Annotated in this window: 22 protein-coding genes; 15 read left to right on the top strand and 7 right to left on the bottom strand. The window is 67.4% G+C overall.

What is annotated here, in order from left to right; translation table 11 throughout:
* Positions 1–8 precede the first annotated feature (8 nt).
* From AC56LU_RS04405 to AC56LU_RS04390, 4 genes are all read left to right on the top strand, one after another.
* Complete coding sequence (locus AC56LU_RS04405; RefSeq protein ID WP_497174388.1) at positions 9–344, top strand: DMT family protein; 336 nt, start codon at positions 9–11, stop codon at positions 342–344.
* 128 nt (positions 345–472) lie between these two features.
* Complete coding sequence (gene panB, locus AC56LU_RS04400) at positions 473–1,321, top strand: 3-methyl-2-oxobutanoate hydroxymethyltransferase (RefSeq protein WP_497174387.1); 849 nt, start codon at positions 473–475, stop codon at positions 1,319–1,321.
* Between the two features lie 7 nt (positions 1,322–1,328).
* Entirely contained in the window at positions 1,329–1,823 is a 495-nt protein-coding gene (thpR, locus tag AC56LU_RS04395; protein WP_497174386.1) for an RNA 2',3'-cyclic phosphodiesterase, read from the top strand.
* 186 nt (positions 1,824–2,009) lie between these two features.
* Positions 2,010–4,733, top strand: coding sequence for a DUF4214 domain-containing protein (locus AC56LU_RS04390; protein ID WP_497174385.1), 2,724 nt, complete (start codon positions 2,010–2,012; stop codon positions 4,731–4,733).
* Positions 4,734–4,785: 52 nt separating this feature from the next.
* Here the strand turns inward: AC56LU_RS04390 and AC56LU_RS04385 are convergent, their stop codons facing one another.
* The 3 genes from AC56LU_RS04385 to AC56LU_RS04375 are packed head-to-tail and all read right to left on the bottom strand — an operon-like array spanning position 4,786 to position 6,789.
* Complete coding sequence (locus AC56LU_RS04385; RefSeq protein WP_497174384.1) at positions 4,786–5,316, bottom strand: dihydrofolate reductase family protein; 531 nt, start codon at positions 5,314–5,316, stop codon at positions 4,786–4,788.
* Between the two features lie 17 nt (positions 5,317–5,333).
* Positions 5,334–5,606: a hypothetical protein gene (locus tag AC56LU_RS04380; RefSeq protein ID WP_497174383.1), complete on the bottom strand. Its 273-nt coding sequence runs from the start codon at positions 5,604–5,606 to the stop codon at positions 5,334–5,336.
* 37 nt (positions 5,607–5,643) lie between these two features.
* Positions 5,644–6,789, bottom strand: coding sequence for an MFS transporter (locus AC56LU_RS04375; protein ID WP_497174382.1), 1,146 nt, complete (start codon positions 6,787–6,789; stop codon positions 5,644–5,646).
* A 78-nt stretch (positions 6,790–6,867) separates the two neighbouring features.
* Between AC56LU_RS04375 and AC56LU_RS04370 the strand changes: the two genes are divergently transcribed.
* The 10 genes from AC56LU_RS04370 (at position 6,868) to AC56LU_RS04325 (ending at position 16,795) form a co-directional block, all read left to right on the top strand.
* Entirely contained in the window at positions 6,868–8,481 is a 1,614-nt protein-coding gene (locus AC56LU_RS04370) for a response regulator (RefSeq protein ID WP_497174381.1), read from the top strand.
* A gap of 96 nt (positions 8,482–8,577) precedes the next feature.
* Positions 8,578–9,657: a sensor histidine kinase gene (locus AC56LU_RS04365; RefSeq protein WP_497174380.1), complete on the top strand. Its 1,080-nt coding sequence runs from the start codon at positions 8,578–8,580 to the stop codon at positions 9,655–9,657.
* The gene (locus tag AC56LU_RS04360) at positions 9,654–10,409 is read left to right on the top strand and encodes a LytR/AlgR family response regulator transcription factor (RefSeq protein ID WP_497174379.1); all 756 of its coding nucleotides are present in this window, start codon (positions 9,654–9,656) and stop codon (positions 10,407–10,409) included. The genes AC56LU_RS04365 and AC56LU_RS04360 overlap by 4 nt, the downstream gene beginning before the upstream one ends.
* Before the next feature lie 107 nt (positions 10,410–10,516).
* Positions 10,517–11,143 (top strand): thermostable hemolysin, encoded by a 627-nt coding sequence (locus AC56LU_RS04355; RefSeq protein WP_497174378.1) that lies wholly within the window; start codon positions 10,517–10,519, stop codon positions 11,141–11,143.
* Positions 11,127–12,602 (top strand): AMP-binding protein, encoded by a 1,476-nt coding sequence (locus AC56LU_RS04350; RefSeq protein WP_497174377.1) that lies wholly within the window; start codon positions 11,127–11,129, stop codon positions 12,600–12,602. Before AC56LU_RS04355 ends, AC56LU_RS04350 begins: the two co-directional genes overlap by 17 nt.
* Positions 12,599–13,273 carry an iron-containing redox enzyme family protein gene (locus tag AC56LU_RS04345; protein WP_497174376.1) on the top strand — a complete coding sequence of 225 codons (675 nt, stop codon included), beginning with the start codon at positions 12,599–12,601 and terminating at the stop codon, positions 13,271–13,273. Before AC56LU_RS04350 ends, AC56LU_RS04345 begins: the two co-directional genes overlap by 4 nt.
* Positions 13,273–14,055, top strand: coding sequence for an SDR family oxidoreductase (locus tag AC56LU_RS04340; RefSeq protein WP_497174375.1), 783 nt, complete (start codon positions 13,273–13,275; stop codon positions 14,053–14,055). Before AC56LU_RS04345 ends, AC56LU_RS04340 begins: the two co-directional genes overlap by 1 nt.
* Positions 14,056–14,080: 25 nt before the next feature.
* Positions 14,081–14,722 carry a TRAP transporter TatT component family protein gene (locus AC56LU_RS04335; RefSeq protein WP_497174374.1) on the top strand — a complete coding sequence of 214 codons (642 nt, stop codon included), beginning with the start codon at positions 14,081–14,083 and terminating at the stop codon, positions 14,720–14,722.
* Positions 14,723–14,747: 25 nt separating this feature from the next.
* Positions 14,748–15,413 carry a response regulator gene (locus AC56LU_RS04330; RefSeq protein WP_497174373.1) on the top strand — a complete coding sequence of 222 codons (666 nt, stop codon included), beginning with the start codon at positions 14,748–14,750 and terminating at the stop codon, positions 15,411–15,413.
* Positions 15,410–16,795, top strand: coding sequence for a sensor histidine kinase (locus AC56LU_RS04325; protein WP_497174372.1), 1,386 nt, complete (start codon positions 15,410–15,412; stop codon positions 16,793–16,795). Before AC56LU_RS04330 ends, AC56LU_RS04325 begins: the two co-directional genes overlap by 4 nt.
* 19 nt (positions 16,796–16,814) lie before the next feature.
* Here the strand turns inward: AC56LU_RS04325 and AC56LU_RS04320 are convergent, their stop codons facing one another.
* A complete protein-coding gene (locus tag AC56LU_RS04320) occupies positions 16,815–18,314 on the bottom strand; it encodes an aldehyde dehydrogenase (RefSeq protein WP_497174371.1) in 1,500 nt (499 codons plus the stop codon).
* Between the two features lie 129 nt (positions 18,315–18,443).
* On the opposite strand from AC56LU_RS04320, the gene AC56LU_RS04315 reads away from it, so the two are divergent.
* Positions 18,444–19,904, top strand: coding sequence for a high affinity choline transporter 1 (locus AC56LU_RS04315; protein ID WP_497174370.1), 1,461 nt, complete (start codon positions 18,444–18,446; stop codon positions 19,902–19,904).
* Between the two features lie 3 nt (positions 19,905–19,907).
* Here AC56LU_RS04315 and AC56LU_RS04310 read toward each other — a convergent pair whose 3' ends face one another.
* From AC56LU_RS04310 to AC56LU_RS04300, 3 genes are all read right to left on the bottom strand, one after another.
* Entirely contained in the window at positions 19,908–21,350 is a 1,443-nt protein-coding gene (locus tag AC56LU_RS04310) for an aspartate aminotransferase family protein (protein WP_497174369.1), read from the bottom strand.
* 27 nt (positions 21,351–21,377) lie between these two features.
* On the bottom strand, positions 21,378–22,748 hold the full coding sequence (locus AC56LU_RS04305) for a glutamine synthetase family protein (RefSeq protein ID WP_497174368.1): 1,371 nt from the start codon (positions 22,746–22,748) through the stop codon (positions 21,378–21,380).
* A 122-nt stretch (positions 22,749–22,870) separates the two neighbouring features.
* Positions 22,871–23,632 carry a gamma-glutamyl-gamma-aminobutyrate hydrolase family protein gene (locus AC56LU_RS04300; RefSeq protein ID WP_497174367.1) on the bottom strand — a complete coding sequence of 254 codons (762 nt, stop codon included), beginning with the start codon at positions 23,630–23,632 and terminating at the stop codon, positions 22,871–22,873.
* Positions 23,633–23,652: the final 20 nt, after the last annotated feature.

The raw sequence follows: 23,652 nt of genomic DNA, 5'->3' as shown, positions 1-23,652 counted from the left end.
CTTATTTCATGACTACCTTCCTGCTGCTCGCCGCCTCGAACATCTTCATGACGATCGCCTGGTACTGGCATCTCAAGGGCGGCATGCACAAGCCCCTGCTCACCGTCATCATGATCAGCTGGGGCATCGCCTTCGTCGAATACTGCCTGGCCGTCCCGGCCAACCGCATCGGCTTCGCCAGCGGCTGGAGCGCCGGGCAGCTGAAAGTCATGCAGGAGGCGATCGCGCTGGTCGTGTTCGGCGTGTTCATGGTGACCGTCCTCGGCGAACCGGTTTCATGGCGCCACCTGGCCGCCTTTGTCTGCATCATGGCCGCGGTGGGCTTCCTCTTCATCGGCAAGTAGCGAATACGCCGCCGGCACAGCCGCGAAAGCGATCAGCGCCCTGATCGATATTCCGACAAAGTCCCTGCGCGTTTGCCGCCGCCGCATTACACTACGCGTTTCCGTACGACCGTCTTAAAAGGATTTCCATGAGCGCTTACCTGCAGGGCCAGGATCCGGCTGCCAACGATGCCCCGAAACCCGTCCGCAAGGCCGTGACCGCGCCCGCGCTGCTGGCCATGCGCGCCGCAGGCGACAAGATCGCGATGCTGACCGCCTACGACGCCAGCTTCGCCTCGCTGATGGACCGCTGCGGGGTGGACGTGCTCTTGATCGGCGATTCGCTGGGCATGGTCTGCGCCGGCCACGATTCGACGCTGCCGGTCACGGTACTCGATGTGGCTTACCACACGGCGTCTGTCGCGCGCGGCAACAAGCTGGCCCTGGTGCTGGCCGACATGCCCTTCGGAAGCTACACCACGCCGGTCGAGGCCTACAACAACGCCGTCACGCTGATGCGCGCCGGCGCGCAGATGGTCAAGATCGAGGGCGGCGCCTGGCTCGCCGAGACCGTCCGCTTCCTGGTCGAGCGCGGCATTCCGGTATGCGCTCACATCGGCCTGACGCCGCAGTTCGTGCACGCCTTCGGCGGCTTCAAGGTGCAGGGCAAGACCGATGCCGCGGCCGAGCAGCTCAGGGCCGACGGCCTGGCGCTGCAGGCGGCGGGCGCCTCGCTGGTGGTGCTGGAAGCCATCCCGGCCGCGCTCGGGAAGGACGTCACCGACCTGCTCTCGATCCCGACCATCGGCATCGGCGCCGGTCCGGACTGCTCCGGCCAGGTGCTGGTGATGCACGACCTGCTGGGCGTCTTCCCGGGCCGCAAGGCGCGCTTCGTGCGCAACTTCATGGAAGGCCAGACCAGCATCGACGCCGCCGTGACCAGCTACGTCGCGGCCGTGAAGGACGGCAGCTTCCCGGCGCCGGAACACTGCTTCTGAGCCTCGCATGGACAGGCGGCTGTTCCTCGCCCTGTGGCCCGACCCGGCGCTGCGCCGACTGCTGAAGGAGCGGCGCGATGCCTGGGCCTGGCCGAAGAACGCCTCGCCGGTCCATCCCGACAAGCTGCACCTCACCCTGCACTTCCTCGGCGGCGTCCCCGGCGAACGCCTGCCCGAGCTGCTGGAGGGTTTCGCCGTGCCCTTCGAACCCTTCCAGCTCGAACTGAATCGCGCGGCCCTGTGGCATAACGGGATCGCCGTGCTCGAACCCGACCATGCCCCGCCCGCCTTACTGGCGTTGCACGCGCACCTGGCGGATGCGCTGGCGGCGCTCGGCCTCCAGCCGGAAACACGCAGCTACCGTCCGCACGTGACGATGGCGCGCCGCGCGGGTGGCGCCACCCTGCCTCCAGAGGTCGCCCCGATCCTGTGGGAAGCGCGCGGCTACGCGCTTGTCGCATCGAAGAACGGCGTCTACACCGTCCTGCGCGACTACGCCTGACACGCGGCCGGCCGGTTCGGCGGCAGGCTCTTTACTTCCATGTAACGAACGTGCATACGCCGCGGCCCTGCTTTCCCCCTTTGCGGGGGGAGGTAATCGCCGGACGCCTCTGCCAGAATGTTTCACATCGGTCGACTGCAACGAGACAGTCGCCCTCAGATGAACCGACACACTCTGGAGCACAGCATGGCCAACTACGAAAACGCGATCCAACAACTGTACGTCGCCTACTACAACCGCCCGGGCGATCCCGCCGGCCTGGCATTCTGGAACGGAGTCGTCGATAGCCAGGGCGGCAGCCTGTCGGCCGTCGCGGCAGCCTTCGCATCCTCGGCCGAATACATCGCGGCCTACGGCGGCAAGGACAGCCGCACCGTGGTCAATACCGTCTACCGCAACCTGTTCGGCCGCGACGGCGAACCGGCCGGCCTGGACTACTGGGCCAAGGCACTCGACGACAAGGTGCTCACGGTGGATGCGGTGGTCACCGCCATCGCCGGCGGCGCGCAGAACGCCGACCTGACCGCCTACAACAACAAGGTGAAGTTCGCCACCAGCTTCACCTCCGCACTGGACCTGCATCCGGAGCGGGCCGCCTACGATGGCGGCGACGCACTGGCCTTCGCCAAGCAGCTGACCTCCGCCGTGACCACCGACGCCTCGCTGGTCACCGCAACCGCCAACCTGGATGCCTCGACCGCGAGCTTCGTCGCAGCCAGCAAGGCCCCGATCACCTTCACCCTGAGCGCCAATGCCGACACGGGCGCCGCCTTCAAGGGCGGCGGTGGCAACGACACCTTCAAGGCCACCGCAGCGACCTTCTCCGCCGCCGACGCCATCCACGGTGGCGGCGGAAGCAATTCGCTGATCATTGCCGACGACGGCAGCGCGCTGGCGACCAGCGCCCCGGCGGCATCGGTGACCAATGTCCAGCACCTCGACATCAGCACCAAGGGCGGCATCGGCAATGCAGGCGCCTATGACATCTCGGGCTTCGTCGGGCTGGAACAGGTGGACATCGTCGCCGCCGGCGCCGTCAACCTGAAGGTCGGCGACGCGGTCGGCATGGACATCCAGACCACCTCCGGCGCCGTCACGACGACTGGCGGCCGTTCCGTCGCCATTACCGGCAACACGGGCGCAGCCACGCTCACCGGCAATGCGCTCACCACGGTCAGCCTGGCCAACACCAGCCAGGCCGCTACCATCAACAACGGCACCGCCGACCATACCCTGGCCCTGCGCTTGAGCGAAGTCGGCAACGGCGCGACGATCTCGGACGCCAACGCCAGCACCATCAACCTGCAGGTGAGTGCCGCACCGGGCGGCGCCGGCTCGCACATCAACCTGGCGGCGGCCAAGGCCACCACGCTGAACATCGACAGCGCCGCCATTTTCCAGCTGAGCACCACCGCGCTGGCCGCGGACGACAAGCTGGTCACGATGACCCTGAAGGGCGCCGGCAAGTTCGACGCCAATCTCAAGGATATCGCTTCGCTGAAAACCTTCGACGGTGCACAGTCGAGCGGCGCACACAGCTTGAGCGCCACCACCACCGCCAACCTGACCATCAAGACCGGCTCCGGCGCGGACACCCTCACCATGACCGGCGGCCTGGCAGGCACCGCGGCGGTGGACCTGGGCGCCGGCAACGACCGCTATACCTTCTCGCAGTCGGCGTTCAGCGGGGCGAAGGTCGATGGCGGGGCCGGCACCGACACCATGGTGGTCAGCGACGCGGCCTTCCTGGGCGTGACCAGCAACGTGGTCTACGCCAACTTCGAGACCCTCGATTTCTCGACCGGCAAAGGCGTCTACAACCTCGACCGCGCGGGCGACGTCACCACCCTGCACAGCCATGGCCGCCTGCGCGAGCAAGTCGAATTCACCAACGGACGCGCCAACTCGACCATCCAGTTCGTCAGCGAAGACGTCAACATCGACTTGTACGGAAAGCCGACCGAGCACCACACGATCGGCCAGACCGTCAAATTCAACCTGAAGGATGCCACCGGCGCCAACGACAAGCTGACCATCAGCATGATCGCGAACGACGCCAACGCCGACGGCCGGACCAGTGGCCTGGTACAAGGCAACGTCATCGAAACCAGCGGCATCGAGACCATCACCATCCACTCGAGCGTCGACAAGATGGAAGCGGACAATCCGGCCACCGGTACCAACGAAGGCCGTGTCGCCGCGGACTACGTGAACGGCTTCTCCTACCTGTACGCGCAGGGTGTCAAGACCTTGCTGGTGACGGGCGATGCCAGCGCCCGCCTGCTGACGGTCACTTCCGACGTGATGACCACCTTCGACGCGTCCGGCTCGACCGGCAACGTGAACTTCGACGGCGTGACCCGCAGCACCAATGCGCCTGCCGCGACCTTGAACTATATCGGCAGCAAGGGCATGGATTACCACACCGCGACCAAGACCGGGGTGGTATTCGACGGCAACGAGGGAAAGGATACGGTGCTGCTGTACCGCTACGAACAGGTGAAGGACGTCGTGAAGTTCGACAAGGCCAGCGACTCACAGCTGATCTGGGCCAAGGACGGCAACAAGCAGCTTAACGGCTACGACACCATCTTCGACTTCCAGGTCGGTGTGGACAAGATCGACCTGTCCGGCCTGCACCTGGCGGCGGGCGCGAACCTGCAGGGCTTCGCCACCATCAAGCTGGCGTCGAACACCGATCACATCCTGCAGGGCACGCTCAAGGACGGCGTCGGCGTATTCAACGACAATGGCACCCAGCGCTCGATCGCCTTCGCGATGTACGGCGTGGACGATGGCTGGATGCTGGTGGATGTCAATGGCGACGGCAACTACTCGAGCGATACCGACATGATCTTCAGCATGTACGGCAACACGGCGATTCCGGTGATGAGCGACTTCATCTTCTGATCCAGCCGCCCCTGCATGGCCCTACCAAGCGATTGGAAGGGCCATTTTCACGTCAGGCAGGAACGTAGGTCAGCCTGAGCACGTCGTCATCGATCCGGTCGTGGGACACCAGGCGCAAGGGCGGCCGGGGCCCGGCGAAATACGGCCTGCCCTGGCCCAGCACGACCGGGTGCAGGTAGATCCGGTACTCGTCGATCAGGCCAAGTTCGGTGAGGCTGCGCGCCAGGTCCGGGCCGGCCACTTCGATCTCGCCTTCATGTTCGGCCTTCAGCCTGCCGATGGCGCCCGCGAGCTCGCCCTTGATCAGCGTGGCATTGGGCCCGCTTGATTCCAGCGTGCGCGAGACCACCCATTTCGGCTGCCTGCGCCAGGCGGCCGCAAACGCCCGTTCGTCGGCGCCCCATTCGGGATGCTCGTCATCCCAGTAGCGCATGATCTCGTACATCTTGCGGCCATACACGCTGCCCGCCTGGCCCTGGGCCTCCGTGACGAAGTGGCGGAACAGCGCCGGGCCCGGCGCAAACCCCGTGTGGTCGACGTAGCCGTCGAGGGACTGGTTCATGCCGAATACGAGCCTGGCCATCGCTGCTCCTCCAACAATTATTCCTGCGACGCCAGGCCCTTTTGCACCAGCTCGGCCACCAGCTGGTTCAGCTCGACGCCGCGCTCTTTGCTCAGCGTTTGCAGCTGCTGCACCAGGTCGCTGTTGAGCTTCACGGCGAAGGGCACCAGGCCCAGCGCGCGGTCGCGGTCGCGCTGCTCGCGGCGATCCGGCACCTCCTGCCTGGCTGCCGTACCGAAGGCCGCGCCTTTCGCGCCCATCTGGTTCATCAGTTTCTTCGCGTCGCTCTTGGCCAAATCGGTTTTTTTCATTGCATGCCTCGTTTATTGTCGAAGAGGGATTCTACGCCTATGTCTGGCGCTTGATGATCCCCGCGCTTAGCGCGATCACGAGGCCCGACAGCGACAGCATGCCCAAGGCCACCATGATGCTCGCCTGCGAGGCGATATAGCCCAGCACCGGCGGCGCCAGCAGCAGGCCGCCGTATCCCAGCGTCGCCACCGCCGCCACGCCCGCGCCGGCGCTCATGCCGGGAATCCGCGAAGCCGCGCCGAACAGCAGCGGCACCACGTTGGCCGCACCGATGCCGATCAGGCAGAAGCCGGCGGCCGACAGCAGGAAGTGCGTGCTCAGCACCGCGGTGGCCAGGCCCGCGAACATGGCCAGCCCGCCCAGCACCATCACCCGCAGCGCGCCGAAGCGCAGGATGATGCGGTCGCCGGCGAAGCGGCAGGCCGCCATCGCGATCGAGAAGGCCGAATAGGCCAGCGCCGCCCTGGCCGGATCGGCGCCGGTGCGCTCCTGCATCAGCAGCGCGCTCCAGTCCACCAGTGCGCCTTCCACCGCGAAGCACAGCAGCGCCAGCAGGCCGAGACTCAGGGCCGCGCCGCGCGGCAGCTGGAAGTGGGCGCCTGCTTCGTGAGTCGGTGCGAAGGCCATCACGCGCGGCGCCGCCAGCGCCAGCACGACCGCGCTCAGGATGCCCATGACCAGCGCGCCCTGCCCGTCGCCCCAGCCCTGCTGGAGGATGATGCCGCCGAGCGCCGCGCCCAGCAGCCCGCCGAGGCTGTAAAAGCCGTGGAAGGACGACATGGTCGGGAGGCCGCGCGCGGTCTCGACTTCGCTGGCATTGGCGTTCATCGCCACGTCGAGCGCGCCGTTGCTGATACCGAAGGCAAAGGCTGCCGCGAACAGCAGCGGCAGCGCGCTGACGTTCATGACCAGCGCCAGCATCGGCGCGAAAGCAAAACCGGACCACAGCGTCATGCGGCGCGTGCCCCAGCGCGCGGTGAAACCGCCCATCAGGGGCATCGCCAGCAGCGCGCCAGCGGCGATGGTGAGCAGGACCAGCGAGAGCGTCGCCGTGTCGATGCCGGCGCGCGCCTGCACCACCGGCACGTGCGCGGCCCACAGGCCGATGCCGGCGCCGTTGACCAGGAAAACGGTCGAGATCGACCAGCGCGCGGCGGACAGCGCGGAAGAGTGGGAAGCCATGTGTGGATTCTACACATTCAGCCGTAGGCGGCCCGCCAAGAAGTTGTTAAACTTCATCTACTTTTTGAGAGAAAGATCATGGACAAGTCCGCTGCCATTCTCATCGTCGACGACTATCTGCTGATCCGCACCCACGTGCGGCAGGTGCTGGCGGAACTTGGTTTCCTGAACGTGTTCCTGGCCGATAACGGCAAGACGGCGCAGGACCTCATGCGCAAGCAGCAGATCGATATCGTCGTCGGCGACTGGGGCATGCCGATCATGAGCGGGATCGACCTGCTCAAATGGATGCGGACCGACCACCGTTACGCCAGCACGCCATTCATGATGCTGACCGCGGAAGCCAACCCGCAGTCGGTGCGCACCGCGCTGCAGGCCGGTGTGAACGCCTACATGATCAAGCCGTTCACGGTGCACAGCTTCGCCTGCAAGTTCATGAGCATGCTGGGCGTGCAGCTGGAAACGGCACCTGGTCCATTCGCGCACCAACAGGCGTCCGTACCCGCACCCGCGCCGATGCCGAAGCCAGCCGCTGCGCCAGCGGCTCCGGCGCCGACCGCCGCCCCCGTGGTGCTGCCCGAATCGAACGTCATCGGCCTGGATGCGCCGATCGGCGAGCGGGTGAAGAAATCGACGGTGCTGATCGTGGACGACATCCCGACCAACATCGAAGTGCTGGCCGGCGTGCTGAAGGACGAATACGCGATCAAGGTCGCGATCAGCGGCAAGAAAGCGCTCGAGATCGCGGACGCGTTCCACATCGACCTGATCCTGCTCGACATCATGATGCCGCTGATGGACGGCTTCGAGACCTGCCGCCAGCTCAAGGCCAACCCGAAGACCGCGCACATCCCGATCATCTTCCTGTCGGCGCGCGACGGCACCGAAGACGTGGTGGCCGGCCTGCGCCTGGGCGCGGTGGACTACGTGTCCAAGCCGGCCGACCCGACCATCCTGAAGGCGCGCCTGTCGGCCCACCTGCTGCTGGCCGCCGCCCTGCAGGACGTCAAGCGCCAGAACGAACTCCTGATCGAGAACGCGCGCCTGCGCGAGGACGTCGACCGCATCACGCGCCACGACCTGAAAAGCCCGATCGCGGTGGCGCTGCACGGCAGCCAGGCGCTGCTCGTCAGCCCGCTCACGCAATCCCAGCGCGAGCAGGCCCACATGATCGAGACCGCGGCCGAGAATGCGCTCGAGATGATCAACCGCACCCTCGACGTCTACAAGATGGAGCAAGGCACCTACCAGCCGGCGCTGCAGGTGTTCGACCTGGGCGACATGCTGGACAAGGTCTGCCGGCAGCTCCAGTTCACCTTCGACAGCACCGATATCACCGTGAGCTACGACAAGCCGGAGGGCGCCATGTGCCTGGGCGAGCCGCTGCTGTGCTATTCGCTGTTCAACAATATGCTGAAGAACGCGATCGAGGCCTCGCCCGCTGGCGGGCGGGTGACGGTGAACATCGCGCCCGGCTACGGCAACCTGCATGTCATGATCGATAACGCCGGCGAAGTGCCGCCGGCGGCGCGCGAACGCTTCTTCGAGAAATACGCGGCGTCGAGCAAGATCGGCGGCAACGGCCTGGGAACCTACTCGATCCGCCTGATGGCCGAGGTGCAGGGCGGCAGCGTGAGCATGGACACGGGCCACGGCCGCACGCGGCTGACGGTCACCCTGTCCTGCCCGTAATCCGGCCCGTACCACAATCCTGCAATCCGGATCGTGAATCCCGCAGTTCGTGACATGACAGGCGCGTCCCGTCCCATCGCGGGCGACACTGTCGACATGAACACTTCGCCTTCGAATAAAAACGGACTCAGCCTGATGTGGCGCATCTACATCGCCGGCTGGCTCGTTTATGCGCTGTTCCTGTCGTTCGTCGACCAGCTCGATTCAGTGGCCCAGGGACGCTTCGACACCGCCCGGGCCATACTGACCTTCGCCACCATTCTCCCATCGGCCTCGCTGCTGGCGCTGGTCTGGCCGCTGACCGGCTATCTCGAGCGCCGGCGCTACCGGCTGTCACGGCTCACGGGCACCCATATCGCAGCGGCACTCCTGTACGCGATCCTGTCGCAGGGGATGTTCTGGGTGCTGTTCAACCCCAACAAGCCGATCAGCTGGTACGTCTGGCCCCTGCTTTACCAGGTCATGACCTACCTGCTCGGCGCCGGCATCTTCCACCTGATCCGCGCCAACGAAGCCGCGAACCGCCAGGCGCTGGCGATGAAGGACGCACAGAACCTCGTGATCGCCTCGGAGCTGAGCGCACTGCGCAACAAGCTCAATCCGCACTTCCTGTTCAACACCCTGCACTCGATCATCGCGCTCACCCAGCGCAACCCGGCCGCGGCCGAGACCGCGCTGTTCCAGTTCTCGGACATGCTGCGCTACGTGCTCGACACCGAACGCAGCGGCAGCGACCGCGTGACGCTCGCAGCGGAACTCGATTTCGTGCGCGACTACCTGGAGCTGGAACAGCTGCGCCTGGGCGAGCGCCTGCATGTCGAGTGGGACCTCGACGAGGATGCGGGCGTCCACCCGCTGCCGGCCCTGTCGCTGCAGCCGCTGGTCGAGAACAGCATCAAGCACGCCTTCAATCCCCACAGCCGGCCCGGCATCCTGCAGATCTCCACCCGGCGCGACCTCGAGACCGGCGCCCTCACCATGACCGTGCGCGACACCGGGCCCGGCGCCGATCCTGCAAGCATCGCCACCGCGCCGGGACTCGGCCTGCGCACCATCGAGCGGCGCCTGCAGCTGGACTACGGCAGCCGCGCCGCGCTGCGCGTGCAGAGCGCGCCGGGCGCGGGCTTCCGTGTATCGGTCACCATTCCCGCAGTCCGCGAGGAGCAGACAGCATGAACATGAAGACCGCGTTCTTCGCGGAGGACGAACCGCTGGCGCGCGACGTGCTGCGCGACGCCATCTATGCCCATCCCGGGCTGCGCCTGGTGGGCGAAGCGGCCGACGGGGCCAGCGCACTGGCCCAGATCGGACGCCTGCGGCCCGAGGTGGTGTTCATGGACATCCAGATGCCCGAGATGACCGGGCTGGAGGTGCTGCGCCGGCTCGACTACCTGCCCCGGATCGTGTTCACCACGGCTTACGACCAGTATGCCGTCACCGCTTTCGAGCTCAATGCGGTGGACTACCTGCTCAAGCCCTTCACGCGGGCGCGCTTCGCGGCGGCCGTGACGCGGCTGCTGGAGGGGTCGGCGCACGAGAGCGCGGCGCAGGGCCGCGAGGCGCTTGCCGGCGTGCTGGCGCAGGCCGCCTCCGCGCCGGCCCGGCTGGAACGCATCCTGGTGCGCGACCGCGGACGCATCTTCCCGCTGGCCGCCAGCGAGATCGAATACATGAAATCCGATTCGAAGTACACGGTCATCACGGCGCGCGGCCAGACCTTCTTGGTCCGGATCGGCATTTCGGAGCTCGAAGCCCAGCTCGACCCGGCGCGCTTCGTGCGCATCCACCGGTCGGCCCTGGTCAACCTCGATTTCGTGGAATCGATGCGGGCCGACGACCAGTCGCAGCTGCAGATCCACATGCGCGACGGCACGGTGCTGGGGGCCAACCGCGACGCGTCGAAGATCCTGCGCGACATGGCGATCTAGACGGCGCGCGCAGGTCGACCGAAGTCCTGCCCCCGTCCGCCTGTTTAATCTGCCATTAATCTTCGCCCCCTAGGCTTCTTCCAACGCAACAATAACGGAAGAATCCCATGTCCCTGCTCCCGGCTTTCGCCCAGAGTTTCGCCCCGCCGGCGGACGCGGCCGGCGGCACGCGCCGCCCCTCCTACCGGATCGAGACCGTCCCCCGCGGCGACCGCCGGCGCGCCGGCCTGGAAGCCTTCATCGCCGCCACCTTCCTGGCGAGCTACGGCGCCCACCTGCAGCACTTCAGCGACACCCTGATCGGCTGCCGCGGCGACGGGGGCCCGTGGATCGCCGCGCTCGGCTATACCCTGGCCGCTTCCGGCCCGACCTTCCTGGAGCAGTACCTCGATGCGCCGCTGGAGCGCGAGATCGCGGCCCGCAGCGGCGAGCCGGTGGAACGCTCGGACATTGTCGAGGTCGGTAACCTGGCGGCGGCCCACGCCGGCGCGGCGCGCGCCCTGATCGTGCGTACCACCCACCTGCTGCACGGCCTCGGCCTGCGCTGGGTGGCCTTCACCGCCACCCCCAGCCTGCTGAATTCGTTCAGCCGCCTGCGCCTGAAGCCGCAGCTGCTGGCGCCGGCCGACCCGGCGCGCCTGCCCGATGCGGGACGCCACTGGGGCACTTACTACGAAACCCATCCACACGTCATGTTTGGTGACATCCGCTATGGCCATGACCAGCTTTCCTGACATCTTTCCCGCCGGCCGCGACCTGCTGAGCGACGGCGTCCACGCTCTCGATCACGCCGCGCTGGCGCAGCGCATCGCCACCATCGAAGCCGCCCTGGCGGCGCGCACCGCGCCCGGCGCACCGGTGGCCATCCTGGCCGACAACAGCCCCGACTGGCTGGCAGTCGACCTGGCCACGCAGCAGGCCGGACTGACCCTGGTGCCCCTGCCCCTGTTCTTCACGCCGGCCCAGTGGGGCCACGTGATCGCCGCCAGCGGCGCCCAGGCCCTGTTCTGCGCCGACCCGGCCCAGGGCGCGGCGCTCGGCTTCACCGAGTTCGTCGGCCACGGCGGCGCGCTGGCGCTGTGCCAGCGTCCCGGCGCCCTGGCGGCCGCCGGCGCGGCCGAGCTGGCCGGGGTGCAGAAGATTACCTTCACCTCCGGCACCACCGCGGCCCCGAAGGGCGTGTGCCTGGGCAGCGCCCAGCAATGGGAAGTCGCCCAGGCCCTGCACGCAGGCCTGGGCCGGCTGGGCGTCGAGCGCCACCTGTGCCTGCTGCCATTCGCGGTGCTGCTGGAGAATATTGCCGGGCCCTACACCGCGCTCCTGAGCGGCGCGACCACGATCTGCCCGCCGCTGGCGGAAGTGGGCCTGAGCGGCGCCAGCGGTTTTGATGCGCAGCGTTGCCTGGACGCGATCGCGCGCTACCAGGCGCACAGCGTCATCCTGCTGCCGCAGATGCTGGCTGCGCTGCTCGCGGCCAGCGCGCCGGGCGATCCGCGCCTGGCCAGCCTGCGCTTCGCGGCCGTCGGCGGGGCCCGGACGCCGGCCCGCGTGCTGGCCGCGGCGCGTGCGCGCGGCATCCCGGTGTTCGAGGGCTACGGCTTGTCCGAGTGCAGCTCGGTGGTGGCGCTGAACCTGCCGGGCGCGGCGCGCGACGGCAGCGTGGGCCGCCCACTGGCGCACCGCGCCGTGCGCATCGCATCCGACGGCGAGATCGAGGTGCGCTGCGCCGCCCCCCATTACCTGGGACAGCCGCGCGCGGGAGGCGACTGGCTCGCCACCGGCGACCTCGGCCGCCTCGACGGCGACGGCTACCTGTTCATCGAGGGCCGCAAGAAGGACATCCTGATCACCGGCTATGGCCGCAACGTCTCGCCCGAGTGGCCGGAATCGGCCCTGCTCGGCACCGGCCTGGTGGCGCAGGCGCTGGTGCTGGGCGACGGCCAGCCCTGGCTCGGCGCCCTGCTGGTGCCGGCCGGCGCGGCAGTCACGCCGGAACAATTGCAGCGGGCCGTCGACCTGGCCAACCGCGACCTGCCCGACTACGCCCGGGTGCGGCGCTGGGCGGCCGTGGCGCCCTTCACCCCGGCCGACGGGCTGCTGACCGCCAACGGCCGTCCGCGCCGCGCCGCCATCGCGCAGCGCCACGCGGACCGCATCGCATCCCTTTTCGACCAGATGGAGCACGCATCGTGAATTATTTCGACCAGCTCAAGGCAGAGACCGAGCAGGAACGGCAGCAGCTGTTCTCCATCCCGATCATCCAGGACGCGCTGAGCGGCAGCGTGAGCACGCCGCAATACATCGCCTTCCTGACCCAGGCCTACCACCACGTCAAGCACACCGTGCCGCTGATGATGGCCTGCGGCAGCCGCCTGGGCGAGCGCCACGAATGGCTGCGCCAGGCCATCGCCGAGTACATCGAGGAAGAGATCGGGCACCAGGAATGGATCCTGAACGACATCGCGGCCTGCAGCGGCGACGCCGGCGCCGTGCGCCGTTCGCGCCCCCATCCGAGCACCGAACTGATGGTGGCCTATGCCTACCACCAGGTCGACCGCCACAACCCGGTGGCCTTCTTCGGCATGGTGCACGTGCTGGAAGGCACCAGCACGGCGCTGGCCACCCATGCCGCCGACACCATCCGCGGCGCCCTGGCGCTGCCGCCGGAAGCGTTCAGCTACCTCAGCTCTCACGGCAGCCTGGACCTGGAGCACGTGGCCTTCTTCGAGAAGCTGGTGAACCGCCTGGACGAGCAGCGCGACCGCGACGCCGTGACCCATATGGCGCGCATGATGTATGGCCTGTACGGCAATGTGTTCCGCAGCCTGCCGCGCGGCGACGCGCTGTTCGGGGAGGCTGCCTGATGGCGGCGCGCTACCGCGCCGTGATCACCGGCGCCGGCGGCGGCATCGGCGCGGCCATCGCGCATGCGCTGGCGCCGCAGGCCGACGCCCTGGTACTGGTGGGACGCCGGCGCGACGCGCTGGACGCACTGGCGGCGCAGCTCGGCACGCGGGTGGCGATCGTGTGCGGCGACCTGCTCGAGGATGCCACCCTGGATGCCGTCGAAGCCGCCGGACGCGCCATCGGCGGCATCGACCTGCTGGTCAACAATGCAGGCGTGAGCGACTTCCACGCCTTCGCCACCCAGTCGCCGCAACAGATCCGCGCCATGCTCGACACCAACCTGCTGGCGCCCATGCTGCTGTCGCGCCGCCTGATTCCGCTGCTGAGGGAAGCGCCGGCGGCGCAGATCGTCAACATCGGCTCGGTGTTCGGCATGCTCGGCTATCCGGGCTTTGCCGCCTACGGCGCCAGCAAGGCCGGCCTGGCCGGGTTTTCGCAGGCGCTGCGGCGCGAGCTGTCGGACAGCACCGTCGCGGTGCGCCACTTCGCGCCGCGCGCCACCCGTACCCCCATCAACAGCGCCGCGGTGGACGCCATGAACCGCGAGCTCGGCACCGCCGAGGACGCGCCCGAGGCGGTCGCCGCCGCCTTCATGGACTTCCTGCGCGGCCGCGCCTGGCAGCGCACCCTGGGGCGCCAGGAGCGCTTCTTCGTCCTGCTCAACAAGCTGCTGCCGGGCCTGCCCGACGGCGCGATCCGCAAGCAACTGGCGGTGATCCGCAAGCACCTGCCCGAATAATCATGCACCAAAGGAGAACGACACCATGAACATCCTCGCCCGAATCGCCATCATCCTGTTGTCGGCCGCCGCCCTGGCCGCCGGCGCCGCCGTGCCCGATGAAGTGGCACGCCTGCAGGGCGCGTGGGAACAGATCAAGTACCAGACCCCGCCCAAGCAGCAGGAAGCGCAGTTCGAACGCCTCACGGAGCAGGCCCGCCAGAGCGCGGCACAGAATCCGGGCAGCGCCGACGTGCTGATCTGGTATGCGATCATCGAATCGACCTACGCCGGCGCCAAGGGCGGGCTGGGCGCGCTGTCGCATGCAAAGAACGCCAGGAAGACGCTGGAACAGGCGCTGGCGCTCGACCCGAATGCGCTCTCGGGTTCGGCCTACACCAGCCTGGGCTCGTTGTATTATCAGGTGCCGGGCTGGCCGATCGGCTTCGGCGACGACAAGAAGGCGCTCGATCACCTCAAGCGCGGCCTGGCGATCAACCCGGACGGTATCGACCCGAATTATTTCTATGGCGACTACCTGTTCCGCAAGGGCGACTACGAGGGCGCGGAACGCGCCCTGCGCAAGGCGCTGCAGGCGCCGGCGCGTCCGGGCCGCAAGCTGGCCGACGAGGGGCGGCGCGGCGAGATCGCCCAGCTGCTGGAACAGATCGCGGCCAAGCGCAAGTGACAACACCAGGAAAGGGAGGACCGGATTGAGGCTGCTGCTGGTCGAGGACGATGAACTGCTGAGCAGCGGCTTGCAACTGGCCCTGCACCGCGCCCAATACACGGTCGAACACGTGCGCGACGGAGAATCCGCCCTGGCGGCGCTGGCCCATAACGATTTCGACCTGATGGTGCTGGATCTCGGCCTGCCCGGCATGGACGGGATCGCGGTGCTGAAGTCGCTGCGCGCCGGCGGCAACCCGATCCCGGTCCTGATCCTGTCGGCGCGCGACGCTACCCGCGACCGCATCGCAGGGCTCGACCTGGGCGCCGACGACTACCTGATCAAGCCCTTCGAACTCGACGAACTGCTGGCGCGCCTGCGCGTGCTGGCGCGGCGCCGCAACGGGCGCCAGGTCAACCGGCTGGTGCTGGGCCCCCTGACCCTCGAGATCGACAGCCTGAGCGTCAGCTGGCACGGCCAGCCGGTCGAGCTGCACCGGCTAGAATTCATGCTGCTCAAGCAGATGGCCGAGAGCCCGCAGCGGGTATTCAACCGCGCCCAGCTCGAGGAATCGCTGTACGGCTGGGGCGAAGGCAGCGAGAGCAACACCATCGACGTCTATGTGCACCACCTGCGCCGCAAGCTGGCGCCGGAAGTGGTCAAGACCGTGCGCGGGGTCGGCTACCGCATCGGCGACCTGGCCGCATGAGCGCGCGCGTATATTCGGGCCGGCGCCGCATGGTGCTGGGCACACTGGCCTGCGTGCTGCTGATCTTCGCCGGCATCGGCTTCGGCGCGCACCGCGTGGCGCGCCACGAATCGGTCGAACTGTTCAGTGCGCGCCTGGCCACGTCGGCGCGCGTGCTGGAAGCGCTGGTGGCGCACCAGCTCGATTCGGCGACGGTCAGCAACCCCATCGTGATCACGCTGCCCGAGGAACTGGAGACCAGCACCAGCGACCTGCCGGAAGTCTTCGGCCACCGCTATGAAACCAAGATCGCCTTCCAGGTGTGGCGCAACGGCGCACTGCTGGTGAAATCGGCGGCGGCGCCCGCCACCGCGCTGGCGCCGCCGCAGCCGGGCTTTTCCGAACGGGAGATCGACGGCGTCCTGTGGGAAGTGTTCGTGCTGCGCTCGGACGATGTCTGGATCATGACCGCCGAGAAGGAAGAAGTGCGCGAAGAGCTGGCCGAAGGCATCGGCATGTCGATCCTGGCCCCGCTGGCGCTGGGCGGGCTGTTGCTGCTCGCGGTGGTCAACTTCCTGATCCTGCGGAGCATGCGGCCGCTGTCGGAACTGGCGGCCCTGATCGCCGCGCGCGAACCCGAGTCGCTCGATCCGGTCGTGCTGTCGGCGACGCCGATGGAGCTGATGCCCATGGTGACCGAGCTGAACAAGCTGATGGACCGCACCCGCGCCGCGATGGAGCGCGAGCAGCGCTTCCTGAACGCGGCGGCGCACGAGATCCGCACGCCCGTCGCAGCCGTGCAGCTGCACCTGGAAAACGCCTTGCGCGCCACCGACGACAGGCAGCGCGCGGCCTCGCTGGAGGCGGCGCTGGCCGGCGCGCGCCGCACCAGCCGCCTGGCCGAGCAACTGCTGGCCCTGGGCCGCATCAGTTCGGGCGGCGATGGCGCCCCGCTGGAGCGGCTGTCGCTGCGCGAAATCTGCTGCGATGTGATCGGGACCGTCGAGCCGCTGCTCGACCGCAGGGGCCACACTATCGGCCTGGAAGCGCTGCAGGATTGCCAGGTCTGGGGGGAGCCGAGCCAGCTGCGCCGCTTGCTGCAGAACCTGATCGACAACGCATCAAGGCACGGCGCGCCGCACGGCGACATCCAGGTGACGCTGGCGCGGCGCGGCGACCATGCGCTGCTGGCCGTGTCGAACGACGGCGTGCCGATTCCCGAGGCGGAAGCGGCGCGCCTGTTTACTCCCTACTACCGCCGTCCAGGCGCCACCCCGGACGGCTTCGGACTGGGCCTGGCCATCGTCAAGGAGATCGTCGACCAGCACGGCGGCAGCATCCGGCTCCGGCGCAAGCCCGACGGACAAGGCACGGTGGCCGAGGTCGAGCTGCGGCTTGCGTGAGCGCCGCCGGCAAGGCCGCTCACAGCCCGATCCAGGTCGTCTTGAGCTCCGTGTACTTGTCGAAGGCATGCAGCGATTTATCCCGCCCATTGCCCGACTGCTTGTAGCCGCCGAAAGGCACCGTGATGTCGTCGTTGTCGTACTGGTTGACGTGCACCGTGCCGGCGCGCAGCGCGCGTGCGGTGCGGATCGCCTTGCTCATGTCCGCGGTCCACACCGCCGCTGCCAGGCCGTAGGGCGTGGCATTCGCCTGCCGCACGCCCTCGTCGAGGTCGGTAAACGACAGCACAGACAATACTGGCCCGAAGATTTCCTCGCGCGCGATGCGCATGCCGGCGTCGACGCCGTCGAATAGCGTCGGTTCGATGTACAGCCCGCCGCTGTCCTGCCTGGCCGCATTGCCGCCCGCGAGCAGGCGCGCGCCCTCGCGCTTGCCGTCCTCGATGTAGCCGAGTACGGTCTTCATCTGGACCGGGTCGACGATGGCGCCCATCACGGTCGCTTCGTCCAGCGGGTCGCCCGGCGCATGGCGCGGGACCAGTGCGAGCGCTTTTTCCAGGAAGGCATCCTTGATCGACGCTTCGACGAACAGGCGCGAGGGTGCGTTGCAGCTCTCGCCCTGGTTGAAGTAAATCGACCCGATCGCGCTTTCCACCGCGGCGTCCAGGTCGGGACAATCGGCGCAGACGATGTTGGCCGACTTGCCGCCCAGTTCGGTCCAGGCGCGCTTCAGGTTCGATTGCCCCGCCATTTGCACGATCTGCTTGCCGGTGCGGGTCGAACCGGTGAAGGCGATGCAGTCGACGTCCATGTGCAGGCCGAGCGCGCTGCCGGCTTCACTGCCGTAGCCGGGCAGCACGTTGAACACGCCCGGCGGCACGCCGGCCTCGAGCGCCAGCTCGGCCAGGCGCAGTGCGCTGAGCGGCGCCTTTTCGGACGGCTTGAGGACCAGGCTGTTGCCGGCGGCGAGGGCCGGGCCGATCTTCCAGGCCGCCATCAGCATCGGGTAGTTCCAGGGGATGACCGCAGCCACCACGCCGACCGGCTCGCGCTGAATCAGGGCCAGGCTGTCGGCGCCGGTGGGCGCGACCTGGTCGTAGATCTTGTCGATCGCCTCGCCGTACCAGCGGATGCAGTTCTGGGCCAGCTGCACGTCCACGCTCAGGCTGTAGCGGATGGGTTTACCCATGTCGAGGGTTTCCAGCAGCGCCAGCTCGTCGCGGTGCTCCAGCATCAGGTCGGCGAAGCGGATCAGCACGCGCTTGCGCGCGGCGGGCGCCATGCCGGCCCAGCGGCGGTCCTCGAAGGCGGCGCGGCTGCTTCCGACGGCGGCGTCAACGTCTGCCGCCTCGCAGCGCGCGACCTCGGCAAGCTTGCGGCCGTCGACCGGAGACAGGCAATCGAAACGTGCGCCGGAACGGGCATCGACTCGACAGCCATCGATGAACGCGCGGCCGTCGATAGCCAGTTTTGCAGCCCGCTCATGCCAGGACGTTGTGGAGATGCGGATATCCGACATGTCAGTTTCCCTCCCTGTAGCGCAACAGTAGACCTCAAATACTAGCAAACTTGATCCAATGGCCGGATTCTGCCTTTATAATCGCGAATTTTCCGCCCAACAATTTTCCGCTGCCGGAGCTCGCACCGCATGAACACCACTTTGATCGTTTTCGTCGCGCTTTACCTGCTCGGCACGCTGGCACTCGGGATGTGGGCGGGCACGCGGATCAAGAACACCGCCGACTTCGCCGTGGCCGGCCGCAGCTTGCCGCTGATCATGGTGATCACCACCACCTTCGCCACCTGGTTCGGCGCCGAGACCGTGATGGGCGTGCCGGCCAAGTTCGTGCAGGGCGGCCTGAACGCGATCATCGAGGATCCGTTCGGCGCCGGCATGTGCCTGATCCTGGTCGGCCTGTTCTTCGCCAAGAAACTGTACAAGCTGAATCTTCTCACCATTGGCGACTACTACCGCCAGCGCTACGGCAAGGGTATCGAGATTTTCTGCTCGGTGGCGATCATCCTGAGCTACCTGGGCTGGGTGGCGGCGCAGATCACGGCGCTGGGCCTGGTGTTCACGGTGCTGACGGACGGCGCGATGTCGCCGGCCATGGGCATGCTGATCGGCACCCTGGCGGTGCTGATCTACGTGGTGGTGGGCGGCTTCCTGGCCGTGGCGATCACCGACTTCGTCCAGATGATCGTGCTGGTGGTCGGCATGGCCATCATCGCGGTCTTCGCGGCCGACCTGGCCGGCGGTTCCGACAAGGTGCTGGCGATGGCGACCCAGGCCGACCTGTGGCGCGTGTGGCCGGAGCCGAGCTTCACCGACATCGCCTTCTTCGTGGGCGCGGCCGTCACCATGATGTTCGGCTCGATCCCGCAGCAGGACGTGTTCCAGCGCGTGATGTCGGCCAAGGACGCGCCGACCGCGCGCACCGGCGCCGTGATCGGCGGCGCCAGCTACATCCTGTTCGCCTTCGTGCCGATGTTCATCGTCGCTGCGGCCGTGGTCGTAATGGGGAACTCGGCGATGGAGATCGCCCAGAACGACTACCAGCGCCTGCTGCCGACCTTCATCATGACCAAGATGCCCCTGGTGATGCAGATCCTGTTCTTCGGTGCGCTGCTCTCGGCCATCAAGAGCACCTCCTCGGCCACCCTGCTGGCGCCGTCGACCAGCTTTGTCGAGAACATCCTCCTGAACCTGAAGCCCGGCATGGGCGACAAGCAGAAGCTGGCAGCGATGCGCCTGACCATCGTGATCTTCGCCGCCATGGTGCTGACCTACGCGATCGCCATGGAAGGCACCTCGATCTACGAACTGGTGTCGAGCGCCTACCAGGTGACCCTGGTCGGAGCCTTCGTGCCGCTGGTGATGGGCCTGTACTGGAAGCGCGCGACCACCCAGGGCGCGATCGTGTCGATCGGCGCGGGCATCGTGGTGTGGCTGCTGTTCTTCGAAGGCGTGACCACCTGGGGCGAGCACTTCCCGGGCCAGCTGGCGGGGCTGCTGGCGGCCTTCATGGGCATGTTCGCGGGCTCGCTGGCGCCGCAGTTCGTCAGGAATGGCGGGGAGCCGACCAAGCATATCGTCGCGGGCAGCTGACGCTCAGGCCATCCACCCGCGTTCCACCAGCTCTTCCAGCGTCAGGTCGAGGCAATAGCCGATCCGCTCCACCATCTCGTCGATCTGCGCCACCGTCATCGACAGCGGCGGCGCCACGATCATGCGGTCGCCGACCGCACGCATGATCACCCCGTTGTCGAACATGTGCTTCCGGCACAGCATCCCCACCCCGTGCGAAGCCGGGAAGGCGACGCAGTCGTGCACGGTGGCCCCCTTGCGGCGCACCAGGTTCAGCCCCGCCGTCATGCCGCAGGTCTCGGCATGCCCGACCAGCGGGTGCATCGCCAGCGAGGCGAAGCGCGACTTCAGGTGCGGGCCGGTCTGCAGCGCCACGCGTTCCACCAGTCCTTCGGCCTCGATGATGCGGATGTTCTCCAGCGCTGCGGCGCAGGCCGAGGGGTGGCCGGAATAGGTGAAGCCGTGGTTGAAGTCGCCGCCCTTCTCGATCAGGACATGCGCCACGCGCCCGCCCACCAGCACCCCGCCCAGCGGCACGTAGCCCGAGGTGACGCCTTTGGCAAACGCGATCAGGTCGGGCTGGAAGCCCATCAGCTCGCAGCCGAACCAGGTGCCCAGGCGCCCGAAGCCGCAGATCACTTCGTCGGACACCAGCAGGATGTCGTACTTGTCACAGATGCGCTGGATCTCTGGCCAGTAGGTGGCGGGCGGGATGATCACGCCGCCGGCGCCCTGCACCGGCTCGCCGATGAAGGCGGCCACCTTGTCGGGCCCCAGCTCCAGGATTTTCTCTTCCAGCCAGCCGGCCGCCGCCAGCCCGAATTCGGCTTCGCTCATGCCCTGCCCGCCCTCGGCGTAATTGGGCTGGCCGATGTGGACGATGCCGGGAATCGGCAGCCCGCCCTGGGCGTGCATGCCGGCCATGCCGCCCAGCGAGGCCCCGGCCATCGTGCTGCCGTGGTAGGCGTTGCGGCGGCTGATGATGACTTCGCGTTCAGGCTTGCCCGCCAGCTGCCAGTAGCGCCGCACCATGCGCACGATGGTGTCGTTCGCTTCCGAGCCGCTGCCGGTAAAGAACACGTGCTGCATGCCGGATGGCGCGATGCGCGCCAGCAGCGCGGCCAGCTTCACCGCGGGCACGTTGGTGGTGTTGAAGAAGCTGTTATAGAAGGGCAACTGCAGCATCTGCGCATGCACCGCGTCGGCGATGCTGGCGCGGCCATAGCCGGCGTTCACGCACCACAGGCCGGCCATGCCGTCGATGATCTTCTTGCCGTCGGAATCCCACAGGTAGACGTCGTCGGCGCGCACGATCACGCGCGCGCCCTGCTCCCTCAGCGCGGCGTGGTCGGTGAAGGGATGCAGGAAGTGCGCGCTGTCGAGCCGCTGCAGTTCCTGGGTGTCGTAGGTGTCATTGGCTTCGGGTGCGGTGACGCGCAGCGAAGCGAGCGGGGTATTGGTTGTCATGATCGGCTCCCGTTGTACAAGAACCGTTCAGACGTGCAGGAGCAGGTGTTCGCGCTCCCACGGGCTGATGACGCGCATGAATTCCTGGTGCTCGAGGTCCTTTACCGCAGAGTACACGTCGATGAAGCGCTCGCCAAGGACGTCGCGCAAGCGGTCTTCGCGGCGCAGCAGGGTGATGGCCTCTGACAGGCCTTGCGGCAGTTCCACCGGCATGTCGTAGGCGCTGACCTCGACCATCGCGCTCGGCTCGACCGCGTCGAGCATGCCCAGGTAGCCGCAGGCCAGCGTGACGGCCAGCGCCAGGTAGGGATTGGCGTCGGCGCCGATCACGCGGTTTTCCACGCGCCGGTCTTGCGAGCCCGACACCGGCACGCGGAAGCCCACGGTGCGGTTGTCCATGCCCCATTGCAGGTTGATCGGCGCGGCCGAATGGCGCACGATGCGGCGGTAGGAATTCACGTAGGGCGCGATGATGGCCATTGCCGAGGGCATGTAGCGCTGCAGGCCGCCGATGTAGTGGCGGAAGGCCGGCGCCTCGCTGCCGTCGGGATTGCTGAAGATATTGCGGCCGGTTTCAAGGTCGATCACGCTCTGGTGCACGTGCATGGCCGAACCCGGTTCGTCGGCCATCGGCTTGGCCATGAAAGTGGCGTACATCTCGTGCTTGAGCGCGGCCTCGCGCAGGGTGCGCTTGAAGTAGAAGACCTTGTCGGCCAGGCCGAGCGGATCGCCGTGCAGGAAGTTGATCTCCATCTGGCCCGCGCCGATCTCGTGGATGAGCGTGTCGACGTCGAGGTTCATCATCTCGCAGTAGTCGTAGATGTCCTCGAACAGCGGGTCGAATTCGTTGACGGCATCGATGCTGTAGACCTGGCGGCTGGTCTCGGCGCGGCCGCTGCGGCCCACCGGCGAGGTCAGCGGTAAATTCGGATCGATGTTCTTGGCCGTGAGGTAGAACTCGAGCTCGGGCGCCACCACCGGTTTCCAGCCACGCTCGGCGTAGAGCTTGAGCACGCGGCGCAGCACGCTGCGCGGCGCGTAGTCGACCAGCGTGCCGTCGGCGAAATAGCAGTCGTGGATGACCTGCGCGGTCGGGTCGACCGCCCACGGCACCATGGTGATGGTGGTCGGGTCTGCCTTCAGGATCATGTCGCGGTCGGTGGCTGCGATGGCGCGGTTGTACGATTCGTCGCGCTCGGGCGTATTGCCGGTGACGGTCATGCCCAGCACCACTTCGGGGATGCGCATGCCGCGGTCGTTGGTGAACTTGGTGCGGGGGAGGATCTTTCCACGGGCGACGCCGGTCAGGTCGGGGACCAGGCATTCGATTTCGGTGACCCGTTTCGCGTTGAGCCACTCCTCCATGTCGGTGTAAGAAAAATTGTCGCGGATTGCCATGATTGCCTCACTGTCTGTTTGAAATACGCGCGCGGTCGTGCGCGCTGCTCGCATCAGGCAGGGAAGCTAGGGAACGGCGCCCCTGGCCCGGGGAGAGCGGGCCATCGGGTTGGCAAATACGTTCATGCGGAACTCCGCTTCGTTCGCGCCTGATACGCGCGGCAGGCATCGCCGAAGGCGCCGAACATCTTCATCGAATACGGGTTGTGCTGGATGCGCCACTCGGGGTGCCACTGCAAGGCCAGCGTGAAACCGGGCGCGGTGGAGACCGAGAAGGCTTCGACCAGGCCATCCTCCGCTACTGCTTCGACCGTCATGCCGGGCGCGAGTTCGTTGATGCCCTGGCCGTGCAGCGAGTTCACGGGAATCTCCGACTGGCCCAGCATGCGCTCGAGGCAGCCGCCCGGGATGATGGTGACGTTATGCGCGTCGCCATACTGCTCGTCCATGCCGAGCTCGGGATTCTCGCGGTGGTCGAACTTGCCGGCCACGCTCTGCACCGCCTGGTGCAGGCTGCCGCCCAGGGCCACGTTCATCTCCTGGAAGCCGCGGCAGATCGCGATGATCGGGATGCCGCGTTTTACCGCCTCGCGGATCAGGGGCAGCGTGGTCAGGTCGCGCGCCGGGTCTTGCGGCAGCGTGGGGTCGAGCACTTCTTCGGAGTAGTAGCTGGGATGGACGTTCGACGCCGAGCCGGTCAGCATGATGCCGTCGCACAAGGCCAGCACCGTTTCCAGGTCGAGCGACTCGCCCAGCGAGGGCAGGATCATGGGGGCGCAATCGGCGCCGAGAACGACGGCGTCGACATACTTGTGCTGGGCCGCGTGATACGGGTGTTCGCCGAAATCGCGCGTGCATGCGGGGACGATGACGATGGGGCGCATGGTCTCTACCTTGTGGTGAA

It is taken from the genome of Telluria sp. PB2R4 (assembly GCF_059685695.1).
This window is presented reverse-complemented; position numbering and strand designations above follow the sequence as displayed.

What these genes read in the sequence shown, in the direction of transcription:
- AC56LU_RS04405 (WP_497174388.1), top strand. Translation starts at nt 9, where the DNA reads ATGACTACCTTCCTGCTGCTCGCCGCCTCGAACATCTTCATGACGATC.
- panB (WP_497174387.1), top strand. Translation starts at nt 473, where the DNA reads ATGAGCGCTTACCTGCAGGGCCAGGATCCGGCTGCCAACGATGCCCCG.
- thpR (WP_497174386.1), top strand. Translation starts at nt 1,329, where the DNA reads ATGGACAGGCGGCTGTTCCTCGCCCTGTGGCCCGACCCGGCGCTGCGC.
- AC56LU_RS04390 (WP_497174385.1), top strand. Translation starts at nt 2,010, where the DNA reads ATGGCCAACTACGAAAACGCGATCCAACAACTGTACGTCGCCTACTAC.
- AC56LU_RS04385 (WP_497174384.1), bottom strand. Translation starts at nt 5,316, where the DNA reads ATGGCCAGGCTCGTATTCGGCATGAACCAGTCCCTCGACGGCTACGTC.
- AC56LU_RS04380 (WP_497174383.1), bottom strand. Translation starts at nt 5,606, where the DNA reads ATGAAAAAAACCGATTTGGCCAAGAGCGACGCGAAGAAACTGATGAAC.
- AC56LU_RS04375 (WP_497174382.1), bottom strand. Translation starts at nt 6,789, where the DNA reads ATGGCTTCCCACTCTTCCGCGCTGTCCGCCGCGCGCTGGTCGATCTCG.
- AC56LU_RS04370 (WP_497174381.1), top strand. Translation starts at nt 6,868, where the DNA reads ATGGACAAGTCCGCTGCCATTCTCATCGTCGACGACTATCTGCTGATC.
- AC56LU_RS04365 (WP_497174380.1), top strand. Translation starts at nt 8,578, where the DNA reads ATGAACACTTCGCCTTCGAATAAAAACGGACTCAGCCTGATGTGGCGC.
- AC56LU_RS04360 (WP_497174379.1), top strand. Translation starts at nt 9,654, where the DNA reads ATGAACATGAAGACCGCGTTCTTCGCGGAGGACGAACCGCTGGCGCGC.
- AC56LU_RS04355 (WP_497174378.1), top strand. Translation starts at nt 10,517, where the DNA reads ATGTCCCTGCTCCCGGCTTTCGCCCAGAGTTTCGCCCCGCCGGCGGAC.
- AC56LU_RS04350 (WP_497174377.1), top strand. Translation starts at nt 11,127, where the DNA reads ATGACCAGCTTTCCTGACATCTTTCCCGCCGGCCGCGACCTGCTGAGC.
- AC56LU_RS04340 (WP_497174375.1), top strand. Translation starts at nt 13,273, where the DNA reads ATGGCGGCGCGCTACCGCGCCGTGATCACCGGCGCCGGCGGCGGCATC.
- AC56LU_RS04335 (WP_497174374.1), top strand. Translation starts at nt 14,081, where the DNA reads ATGAACATCCTCGCCCGAATCGCCATCATCCTGTTGTCGGCCGCCGCC.
- AC56LU_RS04325 (WP_497174372.1), top strand. Translation starts at nt 15,410, where the DNA reads ATGAGCGCGCGCGTATATTCGGGCCGGCGCCGCATGGTGCTGGGCACA.
- AC56LU_RS04320 (WP_497174371.1), bottom strand. Translation starts at nt 18,314, where the DNA reads ATGTCGGATATCCGCATCTCCACAACGTCCTGGCATGAGCGGGCTGCA.
- AC56LU_RS04315 (WP_497174370.1), top strand. Translation starts at nt 18,444, where the DNA reads ATGAACACCACTTTGATCGTTTTCGTCGCGCTTTACCTGCTCGGCACG.
- AC56LU_RS04310 (WP_497174369.1), bottom strand. Translation starts at nt 21,350, where the DNA reads ATGACAACCAATACCCCGCTCGCTTCGCTGCGCGTCACCGCACCCGAA.
- AC56LU_RS04305 (WP_497174368.1), bottom strand. Translation starts at nt 22,748, where the DNA reads ATGGCAATCCGCGACAATTTTTCTTACACCGACATGGAGGAGTGGCTC.
- AC56LU_RS04300 (WP_497174367.1), bottom strand. Translation starts at nt 23,632, where the DNA reads ATGCGCCCCATCGTCATCGTCCCCGCATGCACGCGCGATTTCGGCGAA.